24 protein-coding genes are annotated in these 23,025 nt (G+C 35.0%); 18 read left to right on the forward strand and 6 right to left on the reverse strand.

Going from position 1 to position 23,025, the window contains the following annotated elements; translation table 11 throughout:
• Positions 1-39 precede the first annotated feature (39 nt).
• From gldF to dnaN, 5 genes are all read left to right on the forward strand, one after another.
• Positions 40-771, forward strand: a complete 732-nt coding sequence (gene gldF, locus A8L32_RS07010; protein WP_066629475.1) for a gliding motility-associated ABC transporter permease subunit GldF — start codon at positions 40-42, stop codon at positions 769-771.
• A 93-nt stretch (positions 772-864) separates the two neighbouring features.
• Positions 865-2,562 (forward strand): gliding motility-associated ABC transporter substrate-binding protein GldG, encoded by a 1,698-nt coding sequence (gldG, locus tag A8L32_RS07015; protein WP_066629478.1) that lies wholly within the window; start codon positions 865-867, stop codon positions 2,560-2,562.
• Positions 2,563-2,622: 60 nt separating this feature from the next.
• The gene (locus tag A8L32_RS07020; protein WP_066629481.1) at positions 2,623-3,048 is read left to right on the forward strand and encodes a hypothetical protein; all 426 of its coding nucleotides are present in this window, start codon (positions 2,623-2,625) and stop codon (positions 3,046-3,048) included.
• Between the two features lie 58 nt (positions 3,049-3,106).
• Positions 3,107-4,042, forward strand: a complete 936-nt coding sequence (locus tag A8L32_RS07025; RefSeq protein ID WP_066629484.1) for a hypothetical protein — start codon at positions 3,107-3,109, stop codon at positions 4,040-4,042.
• A gap of 251 nt (positions 4,043-4,293) precedes the next feature.
• Positions 4,294-5,421 (forward strand): DNA polymerase III subunit beta, encoded by a 1,128-nt coding sequence (gene dnaN / locus A8L32_RS07030; RefSeq protein WP_066629487.1) that lies wholly within the window; start codon positions 4,294-4,296, stop codon positions 5,419-5,421.
• A 71-nt stretch (positions 5,422-5,492) separates the two neighbouring features.
• Here dnaN and A8L32_RS07035 read toward each other — a convergent pair whose 3' ends face one another.
• The gene (locus A8L32_RS07035) at positions 5,493-6,077 is read right to left on the reverse strand and encodes a hypothetical protein (protein ID WP_066629490.1); all 585 of its coding nucleotides are present in this window, start codon (positions 6,075-6,077) and stop codon (positions 5,493-5,495) included.
• A gap of 249 nt (positions 6,078-6,326) precedes the next feature.
• Here A8L32_RS07035 and mnmA point away from each other — a divergent pair, with 249 nt between their 5' ends.
• Entirely contained in the window at positions 6,327-7,526 is a 1,200-nt protein-coding gene (gene mnmA, locus A8L32_RS07040) for a tRNA 2-thiouridine(34) synthase MnmA (protein WP_066629493.1), read from the forward strand.
• 193 nt (positions 7,527-7,719) lie between these two features.
• Here the strand turns inward: mnmA and A8L32_RS07045 are convergent, their stop codons facing one another.
• On the reverse strand, positions 7,720-8,223 hold the full coding sequence (locus A8L32_RS07045) for a SixA phosphatase family protein (RefSeq protein WP_066629496.1): 504 nt from the start codon (positions 8,221-8,223) through the stop codon (positions 7,720-7,722).
• A 133-nt stretch (positions 8,224-8,356) separates the two neighbouring features.
• Here A8L32_RS07045 and A8L32_RS07050 point away from each other — a divergent pair, with 133 nt between their 5' ends.
• The 8 genes from A8L32_RS07050 (at position 8,357) to A8L32_RS07075 (ending at position 15,677) form a co-directional block, all read left to right on the forward strand.
• Positions 8,357-8,869: a metallophosphoesterase family protein gene (locus A8L32_RS07050; RefSeq protein ID WP_066629498.1), complete on the forward strand. Its 513-nt coding sequence runs from the start codon at positions 8,357-8,359 to the stop codon at positions 8,867-8,869.
• An 11-nt stretch (positions 8,870-8,880) separates the two neighbouring features.
• Positions 8,881-9,678, forward strand: a complete 798-nt coding sequence (locus A8L32_RS07055; protein ID WP_066629500.1) for a hypothetical protein — start codon at positions 8,881-8,883, stop codon at positions 9,676-9,678.
• Between the two features lie 84 nt (positions 9,679-9,762).
• On the forward strand, positions 9,763-10,419 hold the full coding sequence (locus A8L32_RS07060; protein ID WP_075590236.1) for a hypothetical protein: 657 nt from the start codon (positions 9,763-9,765) through the stop codon (positions 10,417-10,419).
• A complete protein-coding gene (locus A8L32_RS23505) occupies positions 10,403-10,570 on the forward strand; it encodes a hypothetical protein (RefSeq protein ID WP_158027208.1) in 168 nt (55 codons plus the stop codon). Before A8L32_RS07060 ends, A8L32_RS23505 begins: the two co-directional genes overlap by 17 nt.
• Positions 10,571-11,299: 729 nt before the next feature.
• On the forward strand, positions 11,300-12,409 hold the full coding sequence (locus tag A8L32_RS07065; protein WP_198931736.1) for a sulfatase-like hydrolase/transferase: 1,110 nt from the start codon (positions 11,300-11,302) through the stop codon (positions 12,407-12,409).
• Positions 12,410-12,462: 53 nt separating this feature from the next.
• Positions 12,463-12,927: an alkaline phosphatase family protein gene (locus A8L32_RS23620; RefSeq protein ID WP_198931737.1), complete on the forward strand. Its 465-nt coding sequence runs from the start codon at positions 12,463-12,465 to the stop codon at positions 12,925-12,927.
• A gap of 529 nt (positions 12,928-13,456) precedes the next feature.
• Entirely contained in the window at positions 13,457-14,344 is an 888-nt protein-coding gene (locus A8L32_RS07070) for a patatin-like phospholipase family protein (RefSeq protein ID WP_066629504.1), read from the forward strand.
• Positions 14,345-14,501: 157 nt separating this feature from the next.
• Positions 14,502-15,677, forward strand: coding sequence for an aldo/keto reductase (locus A8L32_RS07075; RefSeq protein WP_066629505.1), 1,176 nt, complete (start codon positions 14,502-14,504; stop codon positions 15,675-15,677).
• Between the two features lie 265 nt (positions 15,678-15,942).
• Here A8L32_RS07075 and sfsA read toward each other — a convergent pair whose 3' ends face one another.
• Positions 15,943-16,635: a DNA/RNA nuclease SfsA gene (sfsA, locus tag A8L32_RS07080; protein WP_066629506.1), complete on the reverse strand. Its 693-nt coding sequence runs from the start codon at positions 16,633-16,635 to the stop codon at positions 15,943-15,945.
• A gap of 134 nt (positions 16,636-16,769) precedes the next feature.
• Here sfsA and A8L32_RS07085 point away from each other — a divergent pair, with 134 nt between their 5' ends.
• A complete protein-coding gene (locus tag A8L32_RS07085) occupies positions 16,770-17,015 on the forward strand; it encodes a YkgJ family cysteine cluster protein (RefSeq protein WP_066629507.1) in 246 nt (81 codons plus the stop codon).
• Positions 17,016-17,027: 12 nt separating this feature from the next.
• Positions 17,028-17,759 (forward strand): lysophospholipid acyltransferase family protein, encoded by a 732-nt coding sequence (locus A8L32_RS07090; protein WP_066629509.1) that lies wholly within the window; start codon positions 17,028-17,030, stop codon positions 17,757-17,759.
• Positions 17,760-17,981: 222 nt separating this feature from the next.
• Here the strand turns inward: A8L32_RS07090 and A8L32_RS23710 are convergent, their stop codons facing one another.
• Positions 17,982-19,670, reverse strand: a complete 1,689-nt coding sequence (locus A8L32_RS23710) for a pseudouridine synthase (RefSeq protein WP_066629511.1) — start codon at positions 19,668-19,670, stop codon at positions 17,982-17,984.
• Positions 19,671-19,855: 185 nt separating this feature from the next.
• Between A8L32_RS23710 and A8L32_RS07100 the strand changes: the two genes are divergently transcribed.
• Positions 19,856-20,074, forward strand: coding sequence for a putative signal transducing protein (locus A8L32_RS07100; protein WP_071797455.1), 219 nt, complete (start codon positions 19,856-19,858; stop codon positions 20,072-20,074).
• Positions 20,075-20,079: 5 nt separating this feature from the next.
• Positions 20,080-20,463: a DUF423 domain-containing protein gene (locus tag A8L32_RS07105; protein ID WP_066629515.1), complete on the forward strand. Its 384-nt coding sequence runs from the start codon at positions 20,080-20,082 to the stop codon at positions 20,461-20,463.
• Here the strand turns inward: A8L32_RS07105 and A8L32_RS07110 are convergent.
• Positions 20,431-21,408 carry a glycosyltransferase family 2 protein gene (locus A8L32_RS07110; protein WP_066629519.1) on the reverse strand — a complete coding sequence of 326 codons (978 nt, stop codon included), beginning with the start codon at positions 21,406-21,408 and terminating at the stop codon, positions 20,431-20,433. The genes A8L32_RS07105 and A8L32_RS07110 overlap by 33 nt on opposite strands.
• 15 nt (positions 21,409-21,423) lie before the next feature.
• Positions 21,424-22,911: a hypothetical protein gene (locus A8L32_RS07115; RefSeq protein WP_066629522.1), complete on the reverse strand. Its 1,488-nt coding sequence runs from the start codon at positions 22,909-22,911 to the stop codon at positions 21,424-21,426.
• Positions 22,912-23,025 lie beyond the last annotated feature (114 nt).

Genomic DNA, 23,025 nt, shown 5'->3' on the forward strand with positions numbered 1-23,025 from the left:
ACCTACTGCCTACTGTTTACTGCTTACTGATACTATAGTATGTGGAGTTTATATCGTAAAGAAATTGCATCATTTTTTAGCTCACTAACGGGGTATTTAGTAGTGGGCGTATTTTTGGTTTTAACAGGTTTGTTTTTATGGGTAATACCTGGAGAAATGAACATCCTATTCGGCGGTTATTCGTCTTTGGATTCCTTGTTTTATTTGGCTCCTTGGCTGTATCTATTTTTAGTTCCTGCGGTTACCATGCGCCTATTGGCTGATGAAAAAAAGAGTGGAACTATTGAGTTATTATATACTCGCCCTTTAACCGAAATTCATATAGTTTTGGCTAAATACTTAGCCGGACTTACTTTGGTGGTCATCAGTTTACTGCCGACTTTAATTTATTTCTATTCGATAGTTCAATTGGGAAATCCTGTGGGAAATATCGATTTTGGAGGTACATGGGGTTCATTTATTGGCTTGTTTTTTTTAGCAGGTATTTACGTGGCTATTGGCGTATTTTGTTCATCGCTTACCGATAATCAAATTGTATCCTTTGTTTTAGCAGTAGTACTGAGTTTTATATTCTACTATGGCTTTGAAGCTTTATCACAGGTTATGTCAGGTAGTGGTGCCCAGTCTGTTATTGTTTATTTGGGTATAGATGAGCATTATCAATCCATGAGTAGAGGTGTAATAGATTCAAGAGATTTACTATACTTCCTGAGTGTTATTACGCTGTTTATATATTTAACTCGTACCGTGTTAAGTAGCAGGAAGTGGTAAGTAAGAGTTAAAAGTCTAAAGTTGAAAGTTTGTGCGAGGAGTAAAGCGCATATTTTTAATAACTAAGCTTTAATATCTAATAACTAAAAGAAAATGTCTCGAAATATAAAATCAAAAAATATATGGCAATTACTCATTTTATTGGTGGGTATTGTAGTGGTAAATATGCTAGCGGGTTCGTGGTTTTTTCGTTTAGATTTAACCAGTGAAAAACGTTATTCCTTATCGGATAATACCAAAGAGCTTTTAAGCGATTTACAAAATCCAATCTACGTAAAGGTTTATTTAGATGGAGAATTAAATGTAGGATTTTCAAAGCTATCAAAAGCTTCGTTAGAACTACTCAATGAGTTTAGGGTATACGGAGGTAGAAACATTGAATTTAGTTTTATTGACCCAAGCGAAGGAACTAAAAAGGAGAAACAAGCTAAATTAAAAGAGTTAAGCGATTTTGGTTTGAGTCCAACGCCAATCTTTGAATCTTCTGAAGATGGACGGAATACAACTTCATATGTTTATCCATACGCGGTTCTTCATTTTGATGGCAATAGCTTACCTATTAATCTACTCGAAAATATCAAAGGTTTTTCTGGGGCTGAAAACTTAAATAAGTCGATTGAAAGTTTAGAATTTAAATTTACAGATGCTTTTCGTAAGGCTATTATGCAGGACAAACCAAAGATTGCTTTTATCGAAGGGCATGGGGAGTTGGACGATTATGATGTCATGGATATTACGGAGCACCTTTCGCAATATTATCAGGTGGATAGAGGGGTAATTGGTAATGATCCCGCTATTCTGGATCCTTATAAGGCCATCATTATTGCTAAGCCACAAGCAAAATTTTCAGAAAGTGATAAGTTTGTTATTGACCAATATATGATGAATGGTGGAAGCGTAATGTGGTTGGTAGATGCAGTAAATGTAACTCTGGATAGCTTGCGTAAATCGCGAGAAACAGTTGGTTTAATGACCGATTTAAATATCGAGGATCAATTGTTTAAATATGGGGTGCGTATCAATCCTGTTTTAATACAAGATATTCAAGCTGCTATGATTCCGGTTACCGTTTCAGCTGGAAATGGACAGCCGAAAATAGTGCCTGCACCATGGTTGTACAGTCCTTTGTTAATACCTCAGCCTAACCATCCTATTTCGCGAAATATGAATGTGGTGCAAGGGGAATTTGTGAGCTCTATTGATACCGTTAATAGTCAGTTAAATGTTCAGCGTACCGTTCTTTTACGAACTTCTAGATATGCTAAAGCAAACCAAGTCCCTGTATTTGTTTCATTAGGTTTTGTCAATGAAAAACCAGATCGCAATACTTTTACGCAATCGTTTATGCCAGTTTCTCTAATTCAGGAAGGGGTATTTAGCTCTGTTTTTGAGAATAGAATGGTGCCGGAAAATATCTCGCCAAAGCCCACTGAAATTAAAACAGAAAGTGTGCCTACAAAAATGATTGTGGTTGCTGATGGGGATTTGATAAAAAACAAGGTTCGATTTAAAAATACCAATCCTAAAATATTGCCATTGGGTTACGATGAACTAACCAAGCAGAATTTTGGCAATAAGGATTTTATCTTAAATGCAGTTAACTATTTATGTGATGATGATGGCTGGATGGATTTAAGAGCTAGGAGTTACACATTGCGACTGCTTGATAAAAACAAAGTAGCTGATGAGTCATTCTTTTGGAAGATGATTAATATGATTATTCCATTATTGTTGGTTCTTATTTTGGGTGTGGCAGTTTCCTTTTATAGAAAATATAGGTATACGAAGTAAAAAGAAAATATTGTTCTTTTAAATCGAGATAAATTAATCATTAACAAATAAGACTAAACTATGGAGAAAAGTAAGAAAGGGTTGGGTAAAAACATTGGGATAATTTTGGGTGTTATAATTGCTGTGGCAGTTCAACAACTTGTATTTAAAACTCCCTCATTTGATAAAGCAATGATGAAAGCGGCAAGTGAATTAAATGAGACTTGCCCGGTAATGGTAGATAAGGAGACAAGATTAGATAATGCAGTTACTTTACCAGAAAAGGTTTTTCAGTATAACTATACTATAGTAAATATGCATAAGGATTCTGTTGATTTAGGAGTGTTCGAAGAGTATATGCAAGGGGTAATTCTAAATAACGTAAAAACTAATCCAGACCTAGAAGAGTTTAGGAAAAATAAGGTTACAATGGCTTATCAATATAGTGACAAGCATGGTAGTTATATTACTAAAATTGTAATTGCAGCAGAGGATTATCTAGAGTAGTTTAAACTAAATATAGTCATAGACTTACAGGAGTTGATGTTTATAATATAACTTCCATATGAACACTAAAAAGTACCTAATCATATTATTAGCCATTATTGGGGCTGGGGCAATTTATTATTTTACACAATCTAAAAGTACCATTGAAGATGAGTTTGATATTGCCCTTGAGGATGTTGAGCTAGTAGATGAAATAAGTATTATTAAGGAAGGTGGAGAAGTAGAGTTAAGGCGAATCGATAGGCAATGGACTTTAAAGGATTTTAATCAAGTTTCTCAAGCAAGAGTTCAAAACCTACTTTCTTTTTTAGAAACACTAGCTGTGAGTAGCCCAATTACTGGACCTAAAGGTCAAGAGGGAATAAGTGAAGCAATAGGAGAAGGTATTCATATATCATGTAGTTCCGAAGGTAAAGAAATGTTTGAGCTTTTCCTGATACAAAACCCTAAAGGTTTAAAGGGTAACTTTGCTTATAAGCCGAATCATAAATACCTGGTACAGTTAGTTGGTTCAGTTGACTTAAGTGAAATGATTTCAGGCGAGTCATCTTTTTGGCAAAGCAAGTCTATATTCTCGGTTCAGGCCAGTATTATTAAAAAGATTGAGCTTGATTGGCAAGATGAAATGAAGAACTTTACAATTTCGTCTAACACAAAAGGTGGTTTTTATTTTTATCGAGATAAATCGAATGAAACAGCCAATGCCGATGAAAATAAGCTAAAGTATTATAGCTACGAGTTTGCCAATGTTCATATGGACATTAAAAATGAAAAATATAAGCAACTTGCGGGAAAACTGTTGTGTAGTGTTGAATTAATGGATACCAATGCCAGAAAATCAGGAGCTTCCTTTTATCAATTGCTAAACAATAATAACGAAGTGGATAAAAACCATTTGGTAGTTCATATTCTCAATACAGAAGTATGGGGCAAAGTATCATATGTAAAGATGAGCCCAATATTAAAACAAGCCGATTTTTTCCTATCTAAATAATCTGTTATAGTTTAAAACATAGTGAAATAGCTGCTCTTTTTTACTGAATATTTATCTCCTCGAACGCTTATTTTTAATATATTTGAAGAGTGTTCATAAAAGCTAATAAGTACTTTGGCTTAATTTTGGTTAAATCAAAGAATTAGTTTATTATTACGTTCACTAAATAAATTAAAAAGTAAGTTTTTAAACTGTTCATTGCTAGGAGGTAAAAGGCGTAGTAAAGAACACTTAAAGTTAAATTATTCAATATGAAATTTGTAGTTTCAAGTTCTGAGCTTCTTTATCACTTACAGGCGGTAAGTCGTGTTGTTAGTAATAAAAGTACTATTCCAATTTTGGAGAATATTTTATTTGAGTTAGGCGAAGGGAAATTAACCATTACAGCATCAGATTTAGAATCAACCATGGTTACGTCTATGGCTCTTGATAATATTGAGGGTGATGGAACCATTGCTTTGCCAGCTAAAATTTTACTTGAAACGTTAAAGAAATTTCCAGAGCAACCTATCACTTTTGATATTGCAATGGATACCAAAAAAGTGGATATCATTACCGATAAAGGTAAGTTTAGCGTAATAGGTTTAGATGGAGATGAGTTTCCTGAAATCCCATCGATTGATGCCGATAAAGCTTCTCGTCTACAAGTGCCAGCTTCGTTAGCTCTTTCAGGAATTAATAAAACATTATTTGCTACGGCAGATGACGAGCTTCGTCCGGTAATGAATGGTATTTTAATTGAAATGTCGCCTGAGAACTTGACTTTTGTGGCTAGTGATTCTCATAAGTTAGTACGTTACCAACGTACCGATGCTACTACTGAGTTTACGTCGTCGTTTATCTTACCTAAAAAACCAGCTTCGTTTTTAAAGAATGTGTTGGTAAAAGAAGATGGTGATATCTCTATTGAGTTTGACGATAAAAATGCTTTCTTCCAAATGGAAAACCACCAGTTGGTTTGTCGTTTAGTGGAAGGAAATTACCCAAGTTATAACGCTGTTATTCCTCAGGATAATCCAAATAAAATTATTATTAACCGTCAAGAGGTGGTTAACTCATTAGGTAGAGTTTCATTATTCTCTAACCAAGCTAGTAACTTGGTAAAGTTATCTATTGATGGTGACGATTTAATGGTATCGGCTCAAGATATTGATTTCTCTATTTCAGCGTACGAAAAGCTAAGTTGTCAGTATGATGGAGAGCCAATTGAAATTGGTTTTAAGTCGGCTTTCTTAGCTGAATTATTGGATAATATTTCTTCGGAAGATGTAGTAATGGAGTTAGCTGATCCAGCGAGAGCAGGTATCTTCTTGCCAGTTGATAACGAAGGTCCAGAAGATGAATTGATGTTATTAATGCCGATGATGATTAATGCATAATCTGCATAAAAGATATATTAAAAAAGGGAGCTTGTACGGCTCCCTTTTTTGTTTTGTAATATTTTTCAGAACTACTTTTTCTTCTTCTTTTCCTTTTTAGGTTCTTCCACGTAATTCAAATCCTCAATCGTATATTCCAATTCTTCCTTATAATAAGCTAGGTTAGCCTGTGCTTCTTTTAACGAACTTTTATAACCTCCTGCATAACCTTTTCCCTTATCTAAATTTCGTTTACCCGTACTTAATATCTTATCGTTTGCTTTAGTTTTGTTAGAAAGTACCTTAGCATTTGCCTTGTATTTTGTGTCAATTTGCTTTAGTTCTGCTTTAGCTTCCGCAGCTTCGTCTCTATCCTTTGATTTAGATATTTTTACAAAAGGTTTACGATCCGTAGCATGTTGTTTGTCAAGAGTCTTGGTTTCAGCTTTAAGTTGTTTGGCCAACGTTTTTGCCTCGTTTAATTGCTCTGTACCTATTTGTATTAGCGAATCGGCATAATCAACTTTTACTTGAGCTTTATCAACCTTGACTTTAGCTAATTCAATACTACGTTCAAATTTCTTAACAGTGGCAGAATCTCTGGCTGTCCAGGTGTTTTGAGCAGATGATAATAAAGAGAAAGTAATTGCAATTACTGTAAGTATGGTTGTTTTCATGATTCTTAAAAATTACCTTGATGAATAAAATAGAGAACTGCAAGTAGTACGTGTTCAGGTGTATAAAAGTTTAAGAATTGGGAATAATAAATAAGTAGAAAAATGTAAAAGCTCATTATCCGTAGTAAACAGTGGCATTCATATGTGTCTTCTTAATCAGATGAAGGACTAAAAACAAACGAGCCATTATTATATGACAGAATTAATATATCTTTGTGCGCTAAATTTTTGTAAGGAAAAGGAATAAAAATGCAAAAGAAAAAAGTTGTCATAGGTTTATCTGGTGGAGTTGATTCAAGTGTTGCGGCTTATGTTTTAAAAGAACAGGGGTATGAAGTGATAGGTCTGTTCATGAAAAACTGGCACGACACAACTGGGGTATTGGATTCGGACTGTCCTTGGTTAGAGGATAGGTTTGATGCAATGGCTGTGGCAAAAAAGTTAGATATACCTTTTCATTTTGTAGATTTAAGTGAGCAATATCGAGCGCGCGTGGTAGATTATATGTTTGCCGAATACGAGAAAGGACGTACGCCAAATCCTGATGTGCTTTGTAATCGCGAAATTAAATTCGACGTTTTCTTGGATAAATGTTTTAAGTTGGGGGCGGACTATGTAGCTACCGGTCATTACTGTCGTAAGGAAACAATTATGAAGGATGGTAAAGAATACCATCGTTTGCTTGCGGGAAGCGATAATAATAAAGATCAGAGTTATTTCCTTTGCCAGCTTTCGCAGGAACAGCTTTCAAAAGCATTGTTCCCGGTGGGTGATATTGTTAAGCCAGAGGTTCGAAGAATAGCCAATGAGCTTAATTTAGTGACGGCACATAAAAAGGATTCACAAGGTATATGCTTTGTAGGTAAGGTTGATTTGCCTGTGTTCTTGCAACAAAAATTGGAGTCTAAAAAAGGTAAGGTATTTTTGATAGATAAGGATTGTGAGCTTTATCAAAGAGATTGGAAGCAAGCTTTTGATATTCCAACGGATGAGGTGTTGGAGGAATTATCTCAGCCATATATGTTTCATCCTAAATTCGGAAAAAAGGTAGGAGAGCATGGAGGTGCACATTTTTATACCGTGGGCCAGCGTAAGGGATTGAATATTGGAGGGTTTCCAGAACCTTTGTTCATTATTGGTACCAACATCAATTACAATCAGATTTATGTTGGTATGGGTAAACAAAACCCAGGTTTATTCCGTCAAGTAATAAAAGTGAATGCGGATGAATTGCATTGGGTTCGTCCTGATTTAGCCATGGAAGTTGGCGAAAGTCGTAGATTAAGTATTCGTATTCGTTATCGCCAACCACTGCAAAATGGCGTTATTCATCGCCGTAAAGAAGGAATGTACGTGGTGTTCGACGAACCTCAAAGGGGAGTTGCAGCAGGACAGTTTGCTTCGTGGTACGTAGAGGATGAATTGATTGGATCAGGAGTGATTAATTAGCTATAAAGGTAATATGGTTAAAAGGTTCAGAGGTTTAATGGTGTAAAGGTAAGTTTTGAGTAATTGAGTATTTTAAGATAGTCAACTACTCAAATTATCAATTAATCAGATACTCAAAATTACACCGTTTAACCTTGGTGCCCTTAAACCTTACACCTTACAGCATTGTACCTTTACATCTTATACCCTTATTCTAATCCTTAAACATTTTCGGGTAAATATATAACTCTACTTTTCCACTTCTGGCCTCAATTTCTTTCCAGGTATCCGCAGCAAAATTAATTACGGTAGTGCAGCTAGTAGGGAAGTGCCAAAGTTCTTCGGTAATTAGGTTAACCGTTAGGCTGGCAATATCGGGGTTATGACCAAACACAATAATAGTATCATAATCTTCTCCAACACTGGCTAAATAACTGAGCATTTGTGTGGTAGTATAACCGTCGTATATAAACTGTTCCTTTAGTATTTTATCTTCAGGGTATTCTAGGTATTCAGCAAATAGCTTGGTGGTTTGCTGAGCGCGTTTGGCTTTGCTTGTAATAAACAATTCCGGACGAATACCTTTGTTTTTTAACTGTTCCGCAATAATCTCAGAATCTTTATAACCACGCGGAAGAAGTTTCCTATCGAAATCAGATTTATCGAAATCGTATAACTGTTCTGTTTTGGCGTGACGGGCTAATATTAGTTTTTTCATTATAAGTAAAGTATAAAGTAGTAAGTATAACGATAAATGATGTTTAGCCTGATTTAATAGGCTGTTTTTATCAACTCTCTTTTATATGTTGTCTAAAAATAGTCTATTTTCGGGCAAAATAAAACTTTACAATATGACACGCATTGGTCTTTTATCTGATACTCACTCTTTTTTCGACCCTAAATTTGAAAGCTTATTTGCTGATTGTGACGAGATATGGCATGCTGGCGATATTGGCGATTTAAAGGTGTTAGATGCCATGCGAGATTTAAAACCTACGCGGGCAGTCTTTGGGAATATAGATGATGCCCTGATTAGAGCCGACTTAAAGGAACATTTGCGCTTTGAATGCGATGGGGTAGATGTTTGGATGACTCACATTGGTGGATATCCGGGTAAATACGCACCACAGGTAAAAGCAGAGATATTTAAAAATCCGCCTCAGCTTTTTATAACAGGCCATTCGCATATACTTAAGGTTATTTACGATGATAAGATAAATTGCCTTCATATGAATCCAGGGGCAGCTGGAAGGTCTGGATTTCATGCTGTAAGAACTGCATTAAGGTTTACCTTGGATAAAGGAGAAATTAAGAACTTAGAAGTGATTGAGTTGGATGATAAACGCTTTGGCGGCCAAAAGTAAAGATTAAACTAATGAAAATACTTAAGGTAATGGGATATGCTTTTTCGGTTTTACTATTAACCATACTCACTCAAGTTGGTGGAGTGGTTTTTATTGTATCAAGTTTGGTTGCTGCAAGGTTAAAATTCAGATTTCGAAAATTGGTTTCGTTTGTTGTTTTATATGTTGTAGCTACTTTTATCATAGTACCTATGTTGGCTTCTGTTATGGGGAGGGAACCAATTGGTAGTTTTACTAATGTAAAACCTGGTTCGTACCTTACAATACTTTTAAACAGAAACTATGTAACGCCAAAGCTTAATCAAACACTTAAAAATATTTCAGATGAACTGGCTCAAACGTCTCCGTCCATCAAGCTACAATATCTAGATGCATGTTTTCCGTTTATCAATAAGTTTCCCTTGCTACCTCACTTAAGTCATAACGATGGTAAAAAGATAGACTTTTGTTTGGTATATGAAGATGAGGATGGGGAGGTTAAAAATAGGATGAAATCTATTTCTGGCTATGGTGTATTTGAGAAGCCTGAGCCAAATGAGTTTAATCAAACGGCGTTTTGTAAAAAGAAGGGTTATTGGCAGTACGACTTTCCTAAATATCTAACATTAGGCGCAATTAACACAAATCTGCAATTCTCACCCAATGGAAACCGTATGGTATTAGATATAATCATACGGAATAAAGCTGTGCAAAAGGTATTTGTAGAAAGGCATCTATTATCCCGTATAAATCTATCGCATCCTAAGTTAAGATTTCAAGGATGTGGGGCGGTTAGGCATGATGATCATATTCATATGCAGATTTACTAGTAATGATGATGATGTAGTAACATAAATTTGTTTATAGGTTAGCAATATGTATTTTTGTGCTTTTAATAGAATAAAAGCCATAAAATGAAGAAATTAATCTTACTAAGCCTATTATTAATATTTCTAAGTGAAATTTATTGCCAGAGTTTTCAAATACATAAAGGTTATACAGGAAGAAGGCACAGAGGGTTCTATTTATCAATGGGACTGGGAGCAAGTAATACTAACATAAAAGCAACGTCAGAGGCTTTTGGTACCACAACATTTAAAGGAATGGGGAGTATATTTGATTTAAAAGTTGGAGGTGCTGTTGTTGATAATGTAATATTACATGCTACTTTTATAGGGCAAGGGTTAGTAGGACCCCAAATCAATAATGAGGAGTTCGGTATTGACTATATTAAATCTGATAATAAGTATAGCATAAGTCAGGGAATGATTGGTGTAGGAATAACGTATTATACTCCAATAAATATATTACTATCTGCTTCTGCTGGCATTGGTGGTTTTACCGTAATTGATGAAACAGATGATATTGATTTTACAACTAAAAATGGACCTTGTCTTCAATTAAAAGCTGGTAAAGAATGGTGGGTTTCACGAAAATGGTTATTAGGTGTAGCTGCCTATTATTATACTTGCGGAGTGGTGAATGACATGGGAGATTATGGCAATGAAGACGTAAGGTCTAATAATTTAGGATTAGTTTTTAATATTACTTATAATGGTAGGAAAAGGTAATGTTGCTCAAATTCATACACTATCGTTAATAGTACGTACTTTAGCTACCGTTAATTATAGGCTGGAGGTACGTAATGAAATATGGAAAAGTAAAACCATAAGAGTGGTATTAACAAGCACTGTTTTTACTGCTATATCGGTAATGTATTGATTAAGAGTCTTTTGGAAAATAGATTAGCGCATATGCCGCAAGTTTTCAACTTGTAACTATTAAAGTTATTACGCATGTTATGTAAGTAAAATAACCCAAAGCCAAATAAGTTGAGAACAGAAAACCTTAAAGGATATAGTATTTGCGAATTAAATCAACAAAAGAGCTTGTTTAAAACAGCCTTATTTGCTTTTTCAATAGTTTATTTTTTATTAGTTGGAATAGTGATTTACAACTGTATAAGCCATGAGATATCTCCAATGATTGCAGTGCCTGTAGCATTAGGTTATACCTTTGTATATATAATACAAAACTTAAATAGATTAAATACAGAGTTAAGGTCAAGGCACTTATAAAGTGCCTTTCAATAGTATCTATTATTAGGACTTTTACAGCAATTTCAAGTCTACAACTTGCAAATTGCTATGAAACCTAGAAAACTCCAGTTTGTCCTCTAAAAGTGGAAATTGTACTTAATATATATAGTGCCTTAAAGTTTGAAAGCGACCATATGCTTAATGAACAGAGGTACGAGAAATAAGCAAAACATATATAGCTCTCTATTCTTATTCATAGGCTTGTGCCTAAAAGTCGTTTAACTTTTGTATCATTCATATCATTTGTCGTCTTGGGGTATTGCTTTGTCTTTGAGGGATATTCAATAACTGTAATTCAGCCCATATTTGTATTAACAAAATAAAGGATGTTGAATCATTAAAACAAGCAGTTATGAAAAATATGAATTTAATTTTAGCATTGGTTATTGCCTTTGCTGTACAAGTAGCAACAAGTGCCCAAGAGATTATTCACGATGCCGAACAAGTTCTTTTACAAGAACAATATGGAGAGCAATGGGCAGAGCAGGACAAGGAAATCGATAAGCAGTTAAAAGCGCTGGAGAAAAAGCATGGTAAAAAGCCAAATATCATTCACATTATGTGGGATGATAATAGTTTTGGCGAAGTGGGTATTAAGGAATTTAATTATATCAGGGGATTTAAAACACCTCACTTAAACCAAATGGCTGATGAAGGAATGACTTTCACTCGTATGTATTCCGAACCATCTTGTACACCAACACGAGCTGCTTGTTTAACAGGTCGTTTAGCAGTACGAAGCGGTATGCACACGGTATCTTTTCCACCTGAGGGTGCTGGGTTGCCAGAAGAGGAAGTTACCATTGCAGAAGTGTTATCTGAAGTAGGATATAGTACCTGTTTTATAGGCAAAGGTCACCAAGGTGATATTGAAGAAGCTTATTTGCATAATCAGGGTTTTGATGAAGCCAGGTTTTCTATGTATAATCAGTTTCCTCCTATTTTTTGGAATGAGGATGGAGAAGCAGCTAATTTTACTATTGGGTATAATGAAGAGCGATGGGAAAAAGATTATTTAGTAGATCATTACTGGAGACCGAAAGGCTACATTATGGAGATACAAGGTAAAAAGGGTGAGAAAGCAAGAGAAACACTAGCTCCATCATTAGATAATTATCGTCAAATCAATAAGGAGCACCAAGATGATGCCTTATCTTATATTCGCAGAAAAGCGGATGATGATAACCCATTTTATTTAGCTTATTGGCCTAATGTGTACGATTTAAATAAGCGAGGGCAAACTATGACCACTAGCAATGCTACTCCATTTGCACAAAACATAGAACTGTTGGATCAATATATAGGGCAAATTGTTGAAGAATTACGGGAATTAGGAATTTCAGAGAATACATTGATTGTTGCTATGGCTGATAATGGTCCAATGACAGAGGTGCCAAGTGCGATGTACCAGGTGGTATTTAATGGAGGTAAAGGTGATTATCGTGAAGGAGGTATTAAGTAGCAGCCTTTGCTCAATGGGATGGTGTTATTGAGCCAGGAACAATTGTAGGAGATATGTTTGCGTGTCATGATTTGTATACCACATTTGCTAAGTTAGGTGGAGGTATGGATTTAATTCCTCGAGATAGAATTATTGATGGACTTAATCAAACAGCGGTATTTTTATACGGTGATGGGCAGTCGAGAAGAGACTATTACCACGTATATACTGGTCCTTATCATGCGGCAACCATTAAACAACAATATAAGCGAGTTTGGATTGGAGGTAGACCAGGTTTAGTTAAGAATGACTTTTATGACTTATATCAAGATCCAAGAGAAATGAGAGGTATGATGGCTCAGTTTTTATGGGCGTGGGGACCGTTTGATATGATGAAGAAACGTCATGATAAAATGATTGAATTATACCCTCACACACCAACACGACACGGTGTTCCGTTCGAAGGAATTGAAAACTTAAGACCAGAGAGTATACAATTTCAGAATACAGTTAAAAGAACCTTTGAGTTAGAGAAATAACTATAAAGACAGTCAAAAAGAGGATGCTTAAGGGTATCCTCTTTTCTTTTTATCTCAATTGTATTTTATTAGATGAAAATAATCAATATGAATTGATTTTAGTAACAAAACAGTAGGACGCGGAGGGGTTTGTGTTGATAATAATCTCGATCAAATAGAAAAGTGGATGTGTTTAATTGTTAAGTTAAGGTATATGCAAGTACATGAGAATTCAATAAAATGACAGATAAGGAGAAAAAGTATCTAAGTTATCACATAGAATGATTTGGAATTCTGAGTTGGTTAAAGAGGCTGCGAAAGAAGTGTGCTATGAAATTTTAAGAAGCATAGATAGCTTTGTGTTACTGATGGATTTGGAGTTGCAGCTGAGATTTTAAATTGAAATTTGCGTAAAACAAATACAGAGTTAAAGTCAAGGCACCTATAAAGTGCCTTCTAAAATAATTTAAAGTATTTCGTAAGTTTACATTGTTGGATATAAATACTTAAGGTAAAACCACTAAATTGAGCCTATATTATTTAATACGTTATGGAACAAAAGACCTTAAACAGTAACAAAACAGTTTCCCTTGTATTAGGAAGTGGAGGAGCCAGAGGGCTTGCACATATTGGTGTTATCAAATGGTTAGAAGAAAACAACTACCGGATAAAATCCATTTCGGGATGTTCCATAGGTTCTTTAATTGGTGGTGTTTATGCTGCTGGTAAATTAAATCAGCTAGAAAAATGGATGCGCGCCATTACTAAATTAGATATTGTAACGCTATTAGACTTTTCATGGGGTAATAGTGGAGGAGTTTTTAAAGGTGATAAGATAATAAAGACCTTAGTTGATCTTTTAGAAGATATTCAAATAGAAGATTTACCTATCCCGTACACTGCTGTAGCGGCAGATATAGTGACCGAAAAAGAAGTATGGATAAATTCAGGTTCCTTGTTTAACGCCATTAGGGCATCGGTCTCTCTTCCTTTGTTTTTTACTCCTATACCATATAAAGACAGTGTGTTAATTGATGGAGGAGTCTTGAACCCTGTGCCCATAGCGCCTGTTTTTCATGATGATACCGATTTAACTATTGCAGTTAACTTAGGTGGTGCACTCATTAAAGAACCTGAAGAATCAAAAACAAGCCAGGAACTTACCGAAGGGCTGAATTTGCAAGAGAGTATCCGTAAGTTTATGCAGAACTTTGATAAAAAGAGTAAGGATGAAACCATTAAAAAGTGGGGCATGTACGATGTGGCTGATAAAGCATTTGATACCATGCAAAGCACTATTGCTCGTTTAAAAATTGCAGCCTACCCACCCGATATAGAAATTGAAATAGCGCGTAATGCATGTGGTACACTGGAGTTTGATAGAGCCGAAGAGCTTATTCAATTGGGTTATGATAAAGCCAGTCAGATGTTAAAGTAGTTGTTTTTAATATAACTTGAGTCTTAGAACCCTTTGTGGCTTTAAGCTTGCACCTTTTCACTCTTATTTTTAACATCCTATTAACACCATAGCACCGAACCATATGTTATGCAAAGTGTTATATTGCTGGTTCTATATTCATCTTAAAAATCAAGCAATGAGCAAGCATAATAACTCTCGTAGAGCATTTTTTCAGAAATCGGCGGCAGCCACTTTAGGTTTATCGTTGGCTCCTTCCTTATTGGGTTGTGATAACACCAAAGCAGCCACAGCTCCTGTAGTAGCAACACCTGAATGGAGGAATAAACAATCGGATATGCAATATCGCATGCTCGGAAAATCAGGATTAATGGTTTCTGAAATTGTGTTGGGTACATTCCCGTTTAACGACCCAAAGGATATTCCGATTATGGAAGCTGCTGTAGAAAGAGGAATAAACTATCTTGATACAGCTTCTGCTTATTCGCAAGGCGAGGTAGAGAAGGTTGTAGGACAATATATTAGTCAACCAGGTGTGCGCGAAAAGGTGTTTGTATCTACTAAGTTGAGTGGCTATTATGGCTATATCGGAAAAGTAGCGAATGATATATTTAAGGGACTTCCTCAGGATAAAAAGAATGCCTTGCAAAAGAAAGCGCAGGATATGATTGCAGAACGCTGTGTGAAGCGACCAGGCTATCATATGAACTTTTTCAATGGTCAGGAAAACCAGTTTGATAAAACCTACTTGCGTTATGTAATAATGCAAGAATATGGATATACCAAAGAGCATAAAACAAAAATGAAGGAACATGCTCGTAAGTTGTTAAACGAAGGCTTACAAAGATTGCAGACTGATTATGTAGATGTATTGCACTGTCCGCATGGAGTTGCCATGCCCGAGATGTTGGAGGATGAAGTACTGAGAGAAATACTTGCCGAGTTTAAAGAAAAAGGATTGGTTAAAAATGCAGCCGTATCTTTTCATAATGATGTAACTGCTAATCTTCAAAAAGCAGTAGAGGTGGGCTATTACGATTTAGCTATGTTTGCCTATAATATTGCCAATCATGCTGCTTTAGATAGTACTGTTTATAAAGCTAAAGAAGCAGGTTTGGGTTTAATAGCCATGAAAGTAGGACGTTTATTTGTGATGCAAGATCAGCCTACTTGGCGATTGGATAAACTCAATACTACCATTCCAGATGAAGACCTATCTAAGTTTGCTAAAGCTTATATGTGGGCACTTCAAAATCCAAATTTATCGTGCTGTGTATCTCAAATGGAAACAGTAGATAAAATTGAAGATAACCTTGCGGTGATTGGTAGAAAGTACGATGTGAAAAGTGTATAATAGAGGAGGGGCTTTTTTATTAGGGTGTGAATACTAAGAAAATAGGGGATAAGTAAAATGTACCCTAAAATGAGTGTTTATATAATCCTATAGCTTTAAATGCTTGCTAGCTTGTGCTTTCAATCAAAATGTATAGATATGAAAGAGTCTAGCAGGCCAGTTCAAACTAAGCCTTTTTTACTGTGTTAATGGCTTACCAGGAATTGCGGCTATAATTGTTCTATTTTTTCATTACACCTAAGCTATTTTCGGAGTTGATTATGATTTACATTTGAAGATCTAATTTATTACTTAATTCAATTCCAGTTGGGCTTACTTTAGCCATGTAGGCGAACACCTCTACGCCATTATCCATAGCTTTTTTTAGCGCTAAGGCATAGGCCGGGTCAATTTCTTTAGCTGGGCCAAAGTAAGAAATATCTTGTCGTTGAATAACATAAAACATAACCGCTCTCAGACCTGACTTTTTAACTTCAATCAGTGTTTTAAGATGTTTCTGGCCGCGGGTAGTAATTGCATCTGGGAACAGGGCGGCATCTCCCACCTTCATTGTCACATTTTTTACTTCAATAAAACACTGCTCTTGCTCGTTTTCAGCATAAACATCAAACCTACTATCCTCAAACTTTACCTCTCTCTTTACATGTTTGTATTTATCTAATCCAGGAATTATTCCATCTCTAATGGCTTCAAAAACTATTTGGTTAGGCAAACCAGTATTTACGCCTACCCAAGAGTCATTTATCTGAATCATCTCCCAGGTAAACTTTGTTTTTCGCTTAGGGTCTTTAGCTCTAGATAGGTATACCGGAGCTCCTTCCTCAATGCAGGTTTTCATGCTTCCTGAATTAGTACAGTGGGCAACCACCACCGAACCATCTTCCAGTTCTATGTCGCTCAAAAAGCGCTTGTATCGTTTTACTAATTTACCAGGAACTAAGGGTGTTTCAAACTGCATATATAGTATTGTTTAAGCTGTAAAAATAGTATTGTTTAGTTAAAGAATAGAACATTGCTTTTGTTTAAAATCTTTGTATAGCAATATGTCATTTTGGAGTTTTTACGCGAATAATTTATTTTTGCAAATAAAAAATGGAATGTAGAGTAGGATGTGCGGCATGTTGTATTGCACCTTCCATATCATCGGCAATGCCTAAAATGCCCCAAGGAAAACCAGCAGGCATTCCTTGTGCTCACCTTACGGAAGATTATAAATGTGAGCTGTTTGGTAAGACAGAACGACCAGCCGTTTGTGGAGGTTTTAAGGCAGAACTAGATTTTTGTGGGAACAGCAGACAGGAAGCCATTAAAATACTATCAGATTTAGAGAACGCATAAAATTATTGCAGTATGAAGCCTATTGGAAACTTCATTTATCAACTATATAAGTGGATTATTTTTATTCCTGTTTTTGCAGTGGCGAGTATAATCTTTTCCATTGGAGCTGCTTTATTGGCGATATTGATTTCTCCAAAAGCAGGAAGTTTAAGTGGAGTGATGTGGGCAAAAACGGTTGCTTTATTTACTCCTATGCAAGTAAAAGTATATGGTCGAGAGCATATTGATAAAAAACAGTCCTACGTTATTATAGCTAATCACCAAAGTGCTTTCGATATCTTTGCTCTATATGGTTTTTTAGGCATTGACTTTCGATGGATCATGAAAAAAGAGCTAAGGCATGCCTTTGGAATTGGTCCAGCTAGTGCATTAGTAGGGCATATATTTATTGACCGCTCATCGCCTAAAGCGGCATATGAATCGATTAAAGAGGCCAAAGAAAAATTAGTAAAAGGTACATCAGTTGTTATTTTTCCTGAAGGAACTAGAACTGAAAGTAATACTCTAAAACGGTTTAAAACAGGTGCTTTTAAAATGGCCGAAGAACTTGAATTACCTATTCTTCCAGTTACTATAAAGGATACGTACAAGGTTTATAGTGGAGGTAAATTTAATGTTCGCCCTGGTAGGGTTAATATAACTATTAGTCCAAGTATTGATACTTCAAAATATAAAGGTGATGTTCGCGCTTTAATGGAGGTTTCTAAAGAGGCCTTAATTCAACCAATTAAAGAGTATAATTAAGTTTTGTTGATTTTTATTGTTGCAAGAATAAATAATTGCAAGATTGTTCTGTTAATCAGTTTACTAAATTTTCACTATTAAGACTGATTATCATGAAAAAACAACAAAAATCGTTAAGATGTTTACTTATTGTATGTTTGGTATTAGCTCCAACTAATAAATAAAATATACAAAATCGGGTAATATAGTTTATCCGGTTTTTTTTCATCGTTTTGCGAAGGCTTAAAAACTAGCTTCTACTTTTACTTTAATTCTTTTATCTGTGATAGGATGAGTGAACTCAAGAAACTCAGCATGAAGATGCAAGCGATTAGCTTTTACGCCATACAAATCGTCACCTAGAATAGCTGTGTTAAGTCCTTTAGGATGCGCAGCATGAACTCTTAATTGATGTGTCCTTCCGGTGATAGGGTAAAACTGAATACGTGTTTTACCATCCTTATGCTCCACAACTTTATACTTAGTTTTTGCAGGCTTACCATATTCGTAACATACCAATTGTCGTGGCCTATCTTCTAAATCAACGCGTAAAGGTAGGTCAATAATACCTTCGTTTTCTTTAATGATTCCATCCAATACAGCTACGTACCTTTTTTGCACAGTACGTTCTAAAAACTGCTGTTGAAGGTTTTTATGTACGTCTTTGGTTTTGGCGGCTAACAACAAACCAGAAGTAGACATATCCAAGCGATGCACCAGTATTGGGCCTGTAGCTTCAGGATACTTTTGTTGTAAACGATATAGAACAGAATCTTCTGTTTCTTTGCCAGGTACAGATAGGAATTCTGCAGGCTTATTAATGACCACCAAGTAATCATCTTCAAAAATCACCTCAAGTTCATTTTGTATGCTTGGCGATTGAATAGGGTTTTCATCCATTTCAATACCTTTTAGCATATGCCCTAAAATGGGTTGGCACTTTCCTTTACAGGATGGGTAAAAGTTTTTATGCTTTCTTATTTCGGATTTAGGTGATTGACCCCACCAAAACTCGGCCATGGCTATAGGAGTCATTCCTTGTTGAAAAGCGAACTGAAATAGCTTGGGAGCTGCACAATCACCTGCTCCTGCTGGAACTCCTTGGGGTGAATTGGCAAATATTTCGCTCACACCTTTGCTTTCGCCATGGATGTTTAAAAACTGATATTGGTCGAATAGTTTTTGCTGTAATGCAGCAGAGCGAGTTTTACGTTCTTCTTTGAGCCTTTCTATTTTATTGGTAAAGATATCTAGCTCTAGTTTGTTATTATGTAGTCGGTCAACCCAACTCTTTTTTAACTGTTTGTAATCGTATTGATGCTTTAGGCTTTCTTGCTTTAATTCCTCAATAAATGCTTCAAGTTCCTGAGCATTCATTTTGTTTTGAGCTGAATTTCTACGAATTTTTCGGGCATCTTTTTCCTTTTTCATCCACTGTCTAAATTCCTTGAGCTCCGTTTCACTATTTTGTACTTCCTCTTTATTTTTAGATAAACAGTTTAGATAGTCTTCAGCATTTGATAGGGTTTCTATTTGATGATTAATAGCACTGATTTTATCCTCTTCAATCTTAAAAAAACCATCCTTGTTTAATAAATCGTAAATGGGAGGAACAAAACCAGGAAGTAAATTCGATTCCGCCATTTTACCACTAAAGGCCGAAATATATCCAAGTTCGTTGTTATTATTTTTGACCACCAATACACCAAACATTTTTCCAATGTTTGTTCCCTCTACATATTCATCGATACCAAAATTGTGTTCCCAATCTGTTTGAGAAAGAAGATGTTGTTGGAGTTGTTCTGCTGCCGCAATGCATAAGGGGTGTGGCTCGTAATAAAAAGGATATGTAAACCTTTTAGGTAGTTCGATTGTACTTATATCGATGTTAAAACAAGTGAAACAATTTTTTATGGAATATGCTTGTGACATGCAGGAATGATAGATAAATATTGGGACAAAAGTACAAAGTATTCGTTCATATTAAAACGGCATATCTGCTTTTTGTTTTTTTGCTAAAAAATAGATATATTATTAAATAAATATTAGAATAAAAGACAATGTCATAGCATTGATATTAAGCATATATCATAGTATTCACTTAAAACAAATGTATTATGAAAAGGATAATTTACGGACATCTGGTAGAAATAGAGATGTATAGAGATATGTTAGAAAAGGAAAATATTACTTGTATGATTAAAAATGAATTCGAAGAAGCTTCACATGCTGGTTTTGGTTCAGGACTTCCAGGTAATGTTGACTTATTTGTAGATGAGGAAAATATTGAAAAGGCAAGTTTTATTATTAACGCGCATAAGGAAAGCCAGAAGTAATTAAAATGAAGAAGTTAGTATTATTGTTTGGTGCTTCGTATGGATTGCTATCTGTTATATTTGGAGCCTTTGGAGCGCATGCCTTAAAAAAAGTTTTACCCGAAACAGCATTGCAAAGTTTTGAAACAGGCGTAAGGTATCAAATGTACCATGGTATACTATTATTGCTAATAGGTTTTTTCTTTGCTTTTGAAACAAAGCTCGAAAATTATATGGCATGGTCATTTATTGTAGGAACCATATTATTTTCGTTTAGCATATACTTGTTAGCCTTAAATAACCAATGGGGTTATCAGCTCCGTTTTCTTGGTCCGATAACCCCATTAGGTGGTTTATTTTTAATAATAGGCTGGCTATTATTGCTTGTTCTTGTCTTCAGAAGATTTTAAGGAATCAAATAAGGTTTTCTCAACAAAATACTTTGGCCTGTCTTTACTTTCGGTATAAATCTTACCAATATATTCGCCGATAACTCCAAGTGCTAACAGAATAACAGAACCCAAGAACCATACAGAGATGATTACTGATGTCCAACCTGCAACGCGCACCCCATAAAAATATGAGCCTAGTGCATAAAACATGGCTAATATGGATAATATTAATGTTATTATTCCTAACCAAAATACAATGCGTAAAGGTTTAATACTGAATGAAGTTATCCCGTTTATGGCCAAAGAGATAAGTTTACTAATCGGATATTTAGATTCTCCAGCAAAGCGTTCTGCACGAGGGTATTCTACAATGGATGAGTTGTAACCAATTTGGGGAATAATTCCTCTGATGTATAAGTTACTTTCTTTATATTCTTGAAAATGGTTTAATACTTTGTTGCTCATTAATCGAAAATCTGCATGGTTATATACAGAGTCCACTCCTAGTGAGCGCATAAAATTATAAAAGCCATATGAAGCGTGCTTAGTAAAGAAGGTATCAACATCTCTTGAGCTACGAGCACCATATACGATCTCGTCTCCATTATCATAGCGATCAACCATTTGTTGTATCACTTCAATATCATCTTGTAAGTCCGCATCAATCGAAACAGCTGCATCACAATTGTCTGTTACATGCTTAAGGCCAGCTAATAGTGCAAATTGGTGCCCTACATTACGCGAAAGTTTTAAACCCTTAACGTAAGTGTTGCTTTGGTGCAACTCCTCAATCATAGGCCAAGTGTTATCCTTACTTCCATCATTGATATATAAAATATAGCTATCGCTACCAACCTTGTTGGCTTTAATCATTCTATCTAGTAAATCAGATAGTCTTTTGGTAGTTTCAGGAAGTACCTCTTGCTCGTTATAGCAAGGGACAACAATTGCTAAGGTATTCATATAAATATTTGATTATTAATTTATCTTATACAGAAAATACTCTGGGTTGGAATGCTTTAATGTTAAGTAATCTTGGTTTAGTTTTTCTTTACTAATTAAATAATGAATAGGATACTCAGATTTTATATCGATTAGAGTATTTACATTTTCTCTAAATTCATTTAATAACTCCATGCGAATATACCATTCGTATATTTTTTCGCCACCACCAGGCACCATTTTAAAATTAACAAATGTTTCTCGCTCTGTTCTTCTTAAAAGACTTAAAGGCATCTTACAATGCTCAATAAGGATATCTGATTGTTTGGTATTCTTTTTTATATAATCAACTAACTCGATGTAATTAGGATTGGGTTCTCTTAAGAATCCTCTTTTTATATTACCTGTAGTTCTTCCGATTAGTGAAGGGATAAATAGTAAGAAAAATGCAAAGTATGTTGCTTTACGCGCAAATTTAGGGTGATATCTTTTTATCCACCAAAATAAATAAATGTAGAACATTAAAGCTCCAACAGTATTTATTCGGAATAAATAATATTTTAGAAAAGAACCAGATGTGTTGATTACGGATGTGAATAGAGCTATCCAAATCATGGTAAATAACACTAAGTTCATTATGTATAGTTTATTTGTATATAGCCCTTTATTTTTTCTCATGACTGAGATAATAAAAATCATCATTACAATCATTTGAATAATGGAAGGCCATACTACTTTTAAAGCATCAGGACGAGAAAGGGGAGCTGTATGATGAGGATTTCTATAAAACGTATAAACCCAATCAATATTTACTCCATTGATTAAACTGCCACTTTCAAAAATATGTTGCGATAGGTAATAAACAAACGGAGATACGATTACCACGTACATTATGCCTAGTTTAATAGGAAGTATAAACTTCTTTTCGTAAGCTAGAATATAAGTTAATGCAAATGCGGTATACCATCCACCTACTAATATATGAAAATAGCTTGCTAAACTAGCTAATGCAATGCTTTGCCAATATTTGCCTTTAACTAATAAATGCAAGGAAAAAAGAACAAAAATGTAAGCAAAAGATTTTGGTTCAAAATTCTCGAATATATATTCTCCACCTATCCATGATTGACTAATGAGGAAAATCTCTAATAAAATAAGAAAACTAATGTTTGAAAATTTAAACAGCTTAAATAGTTTGGTAAGAGGATAAGCAGATATCAAAAAGATGATTAATCGTCCGTAAAATGCTACATTTTCAAAGGACATATATTTTAGCATAAAGCCAGCAATGTACTGGTATAACACTCTAGTTCCTGGCCACTCCTTAACAACAAATGAATGTGAAAGCCAAGAAGGATCTGCAAAATGTTTGGCCAGAGGAAAATATATTTCTTCGTTACTGGTTAGGGTAAATCCAAGGTAATGCGCTGAAATTATCAGTACCGTTAAAAAATAAGGATTTACACTATTAATATAGGTGAAAATATTTTCTACTCTTGCTGCAAAACTGTTTGTTGGCTTCATTATTTTGTCACGTAAATTATGCGAAGCCAAAAGTAGAAAAATATTGCGTAGATACCTTATTCATACTTATTATAACTTTTTACCAAAAAACGCCAATAGATTTTTGCAAGTAAT

It is taken from the genome of Labilibacter marinus (assembly GCF_001659685.2).
In the GTDB taxonomy this organism is placed as follows: Bacteria; Bacteroidota; Bacteroidia; order Bacteroidales; family Marinilabiliaceae; genus Saccharicrinis; species Saccharicrinis marinus.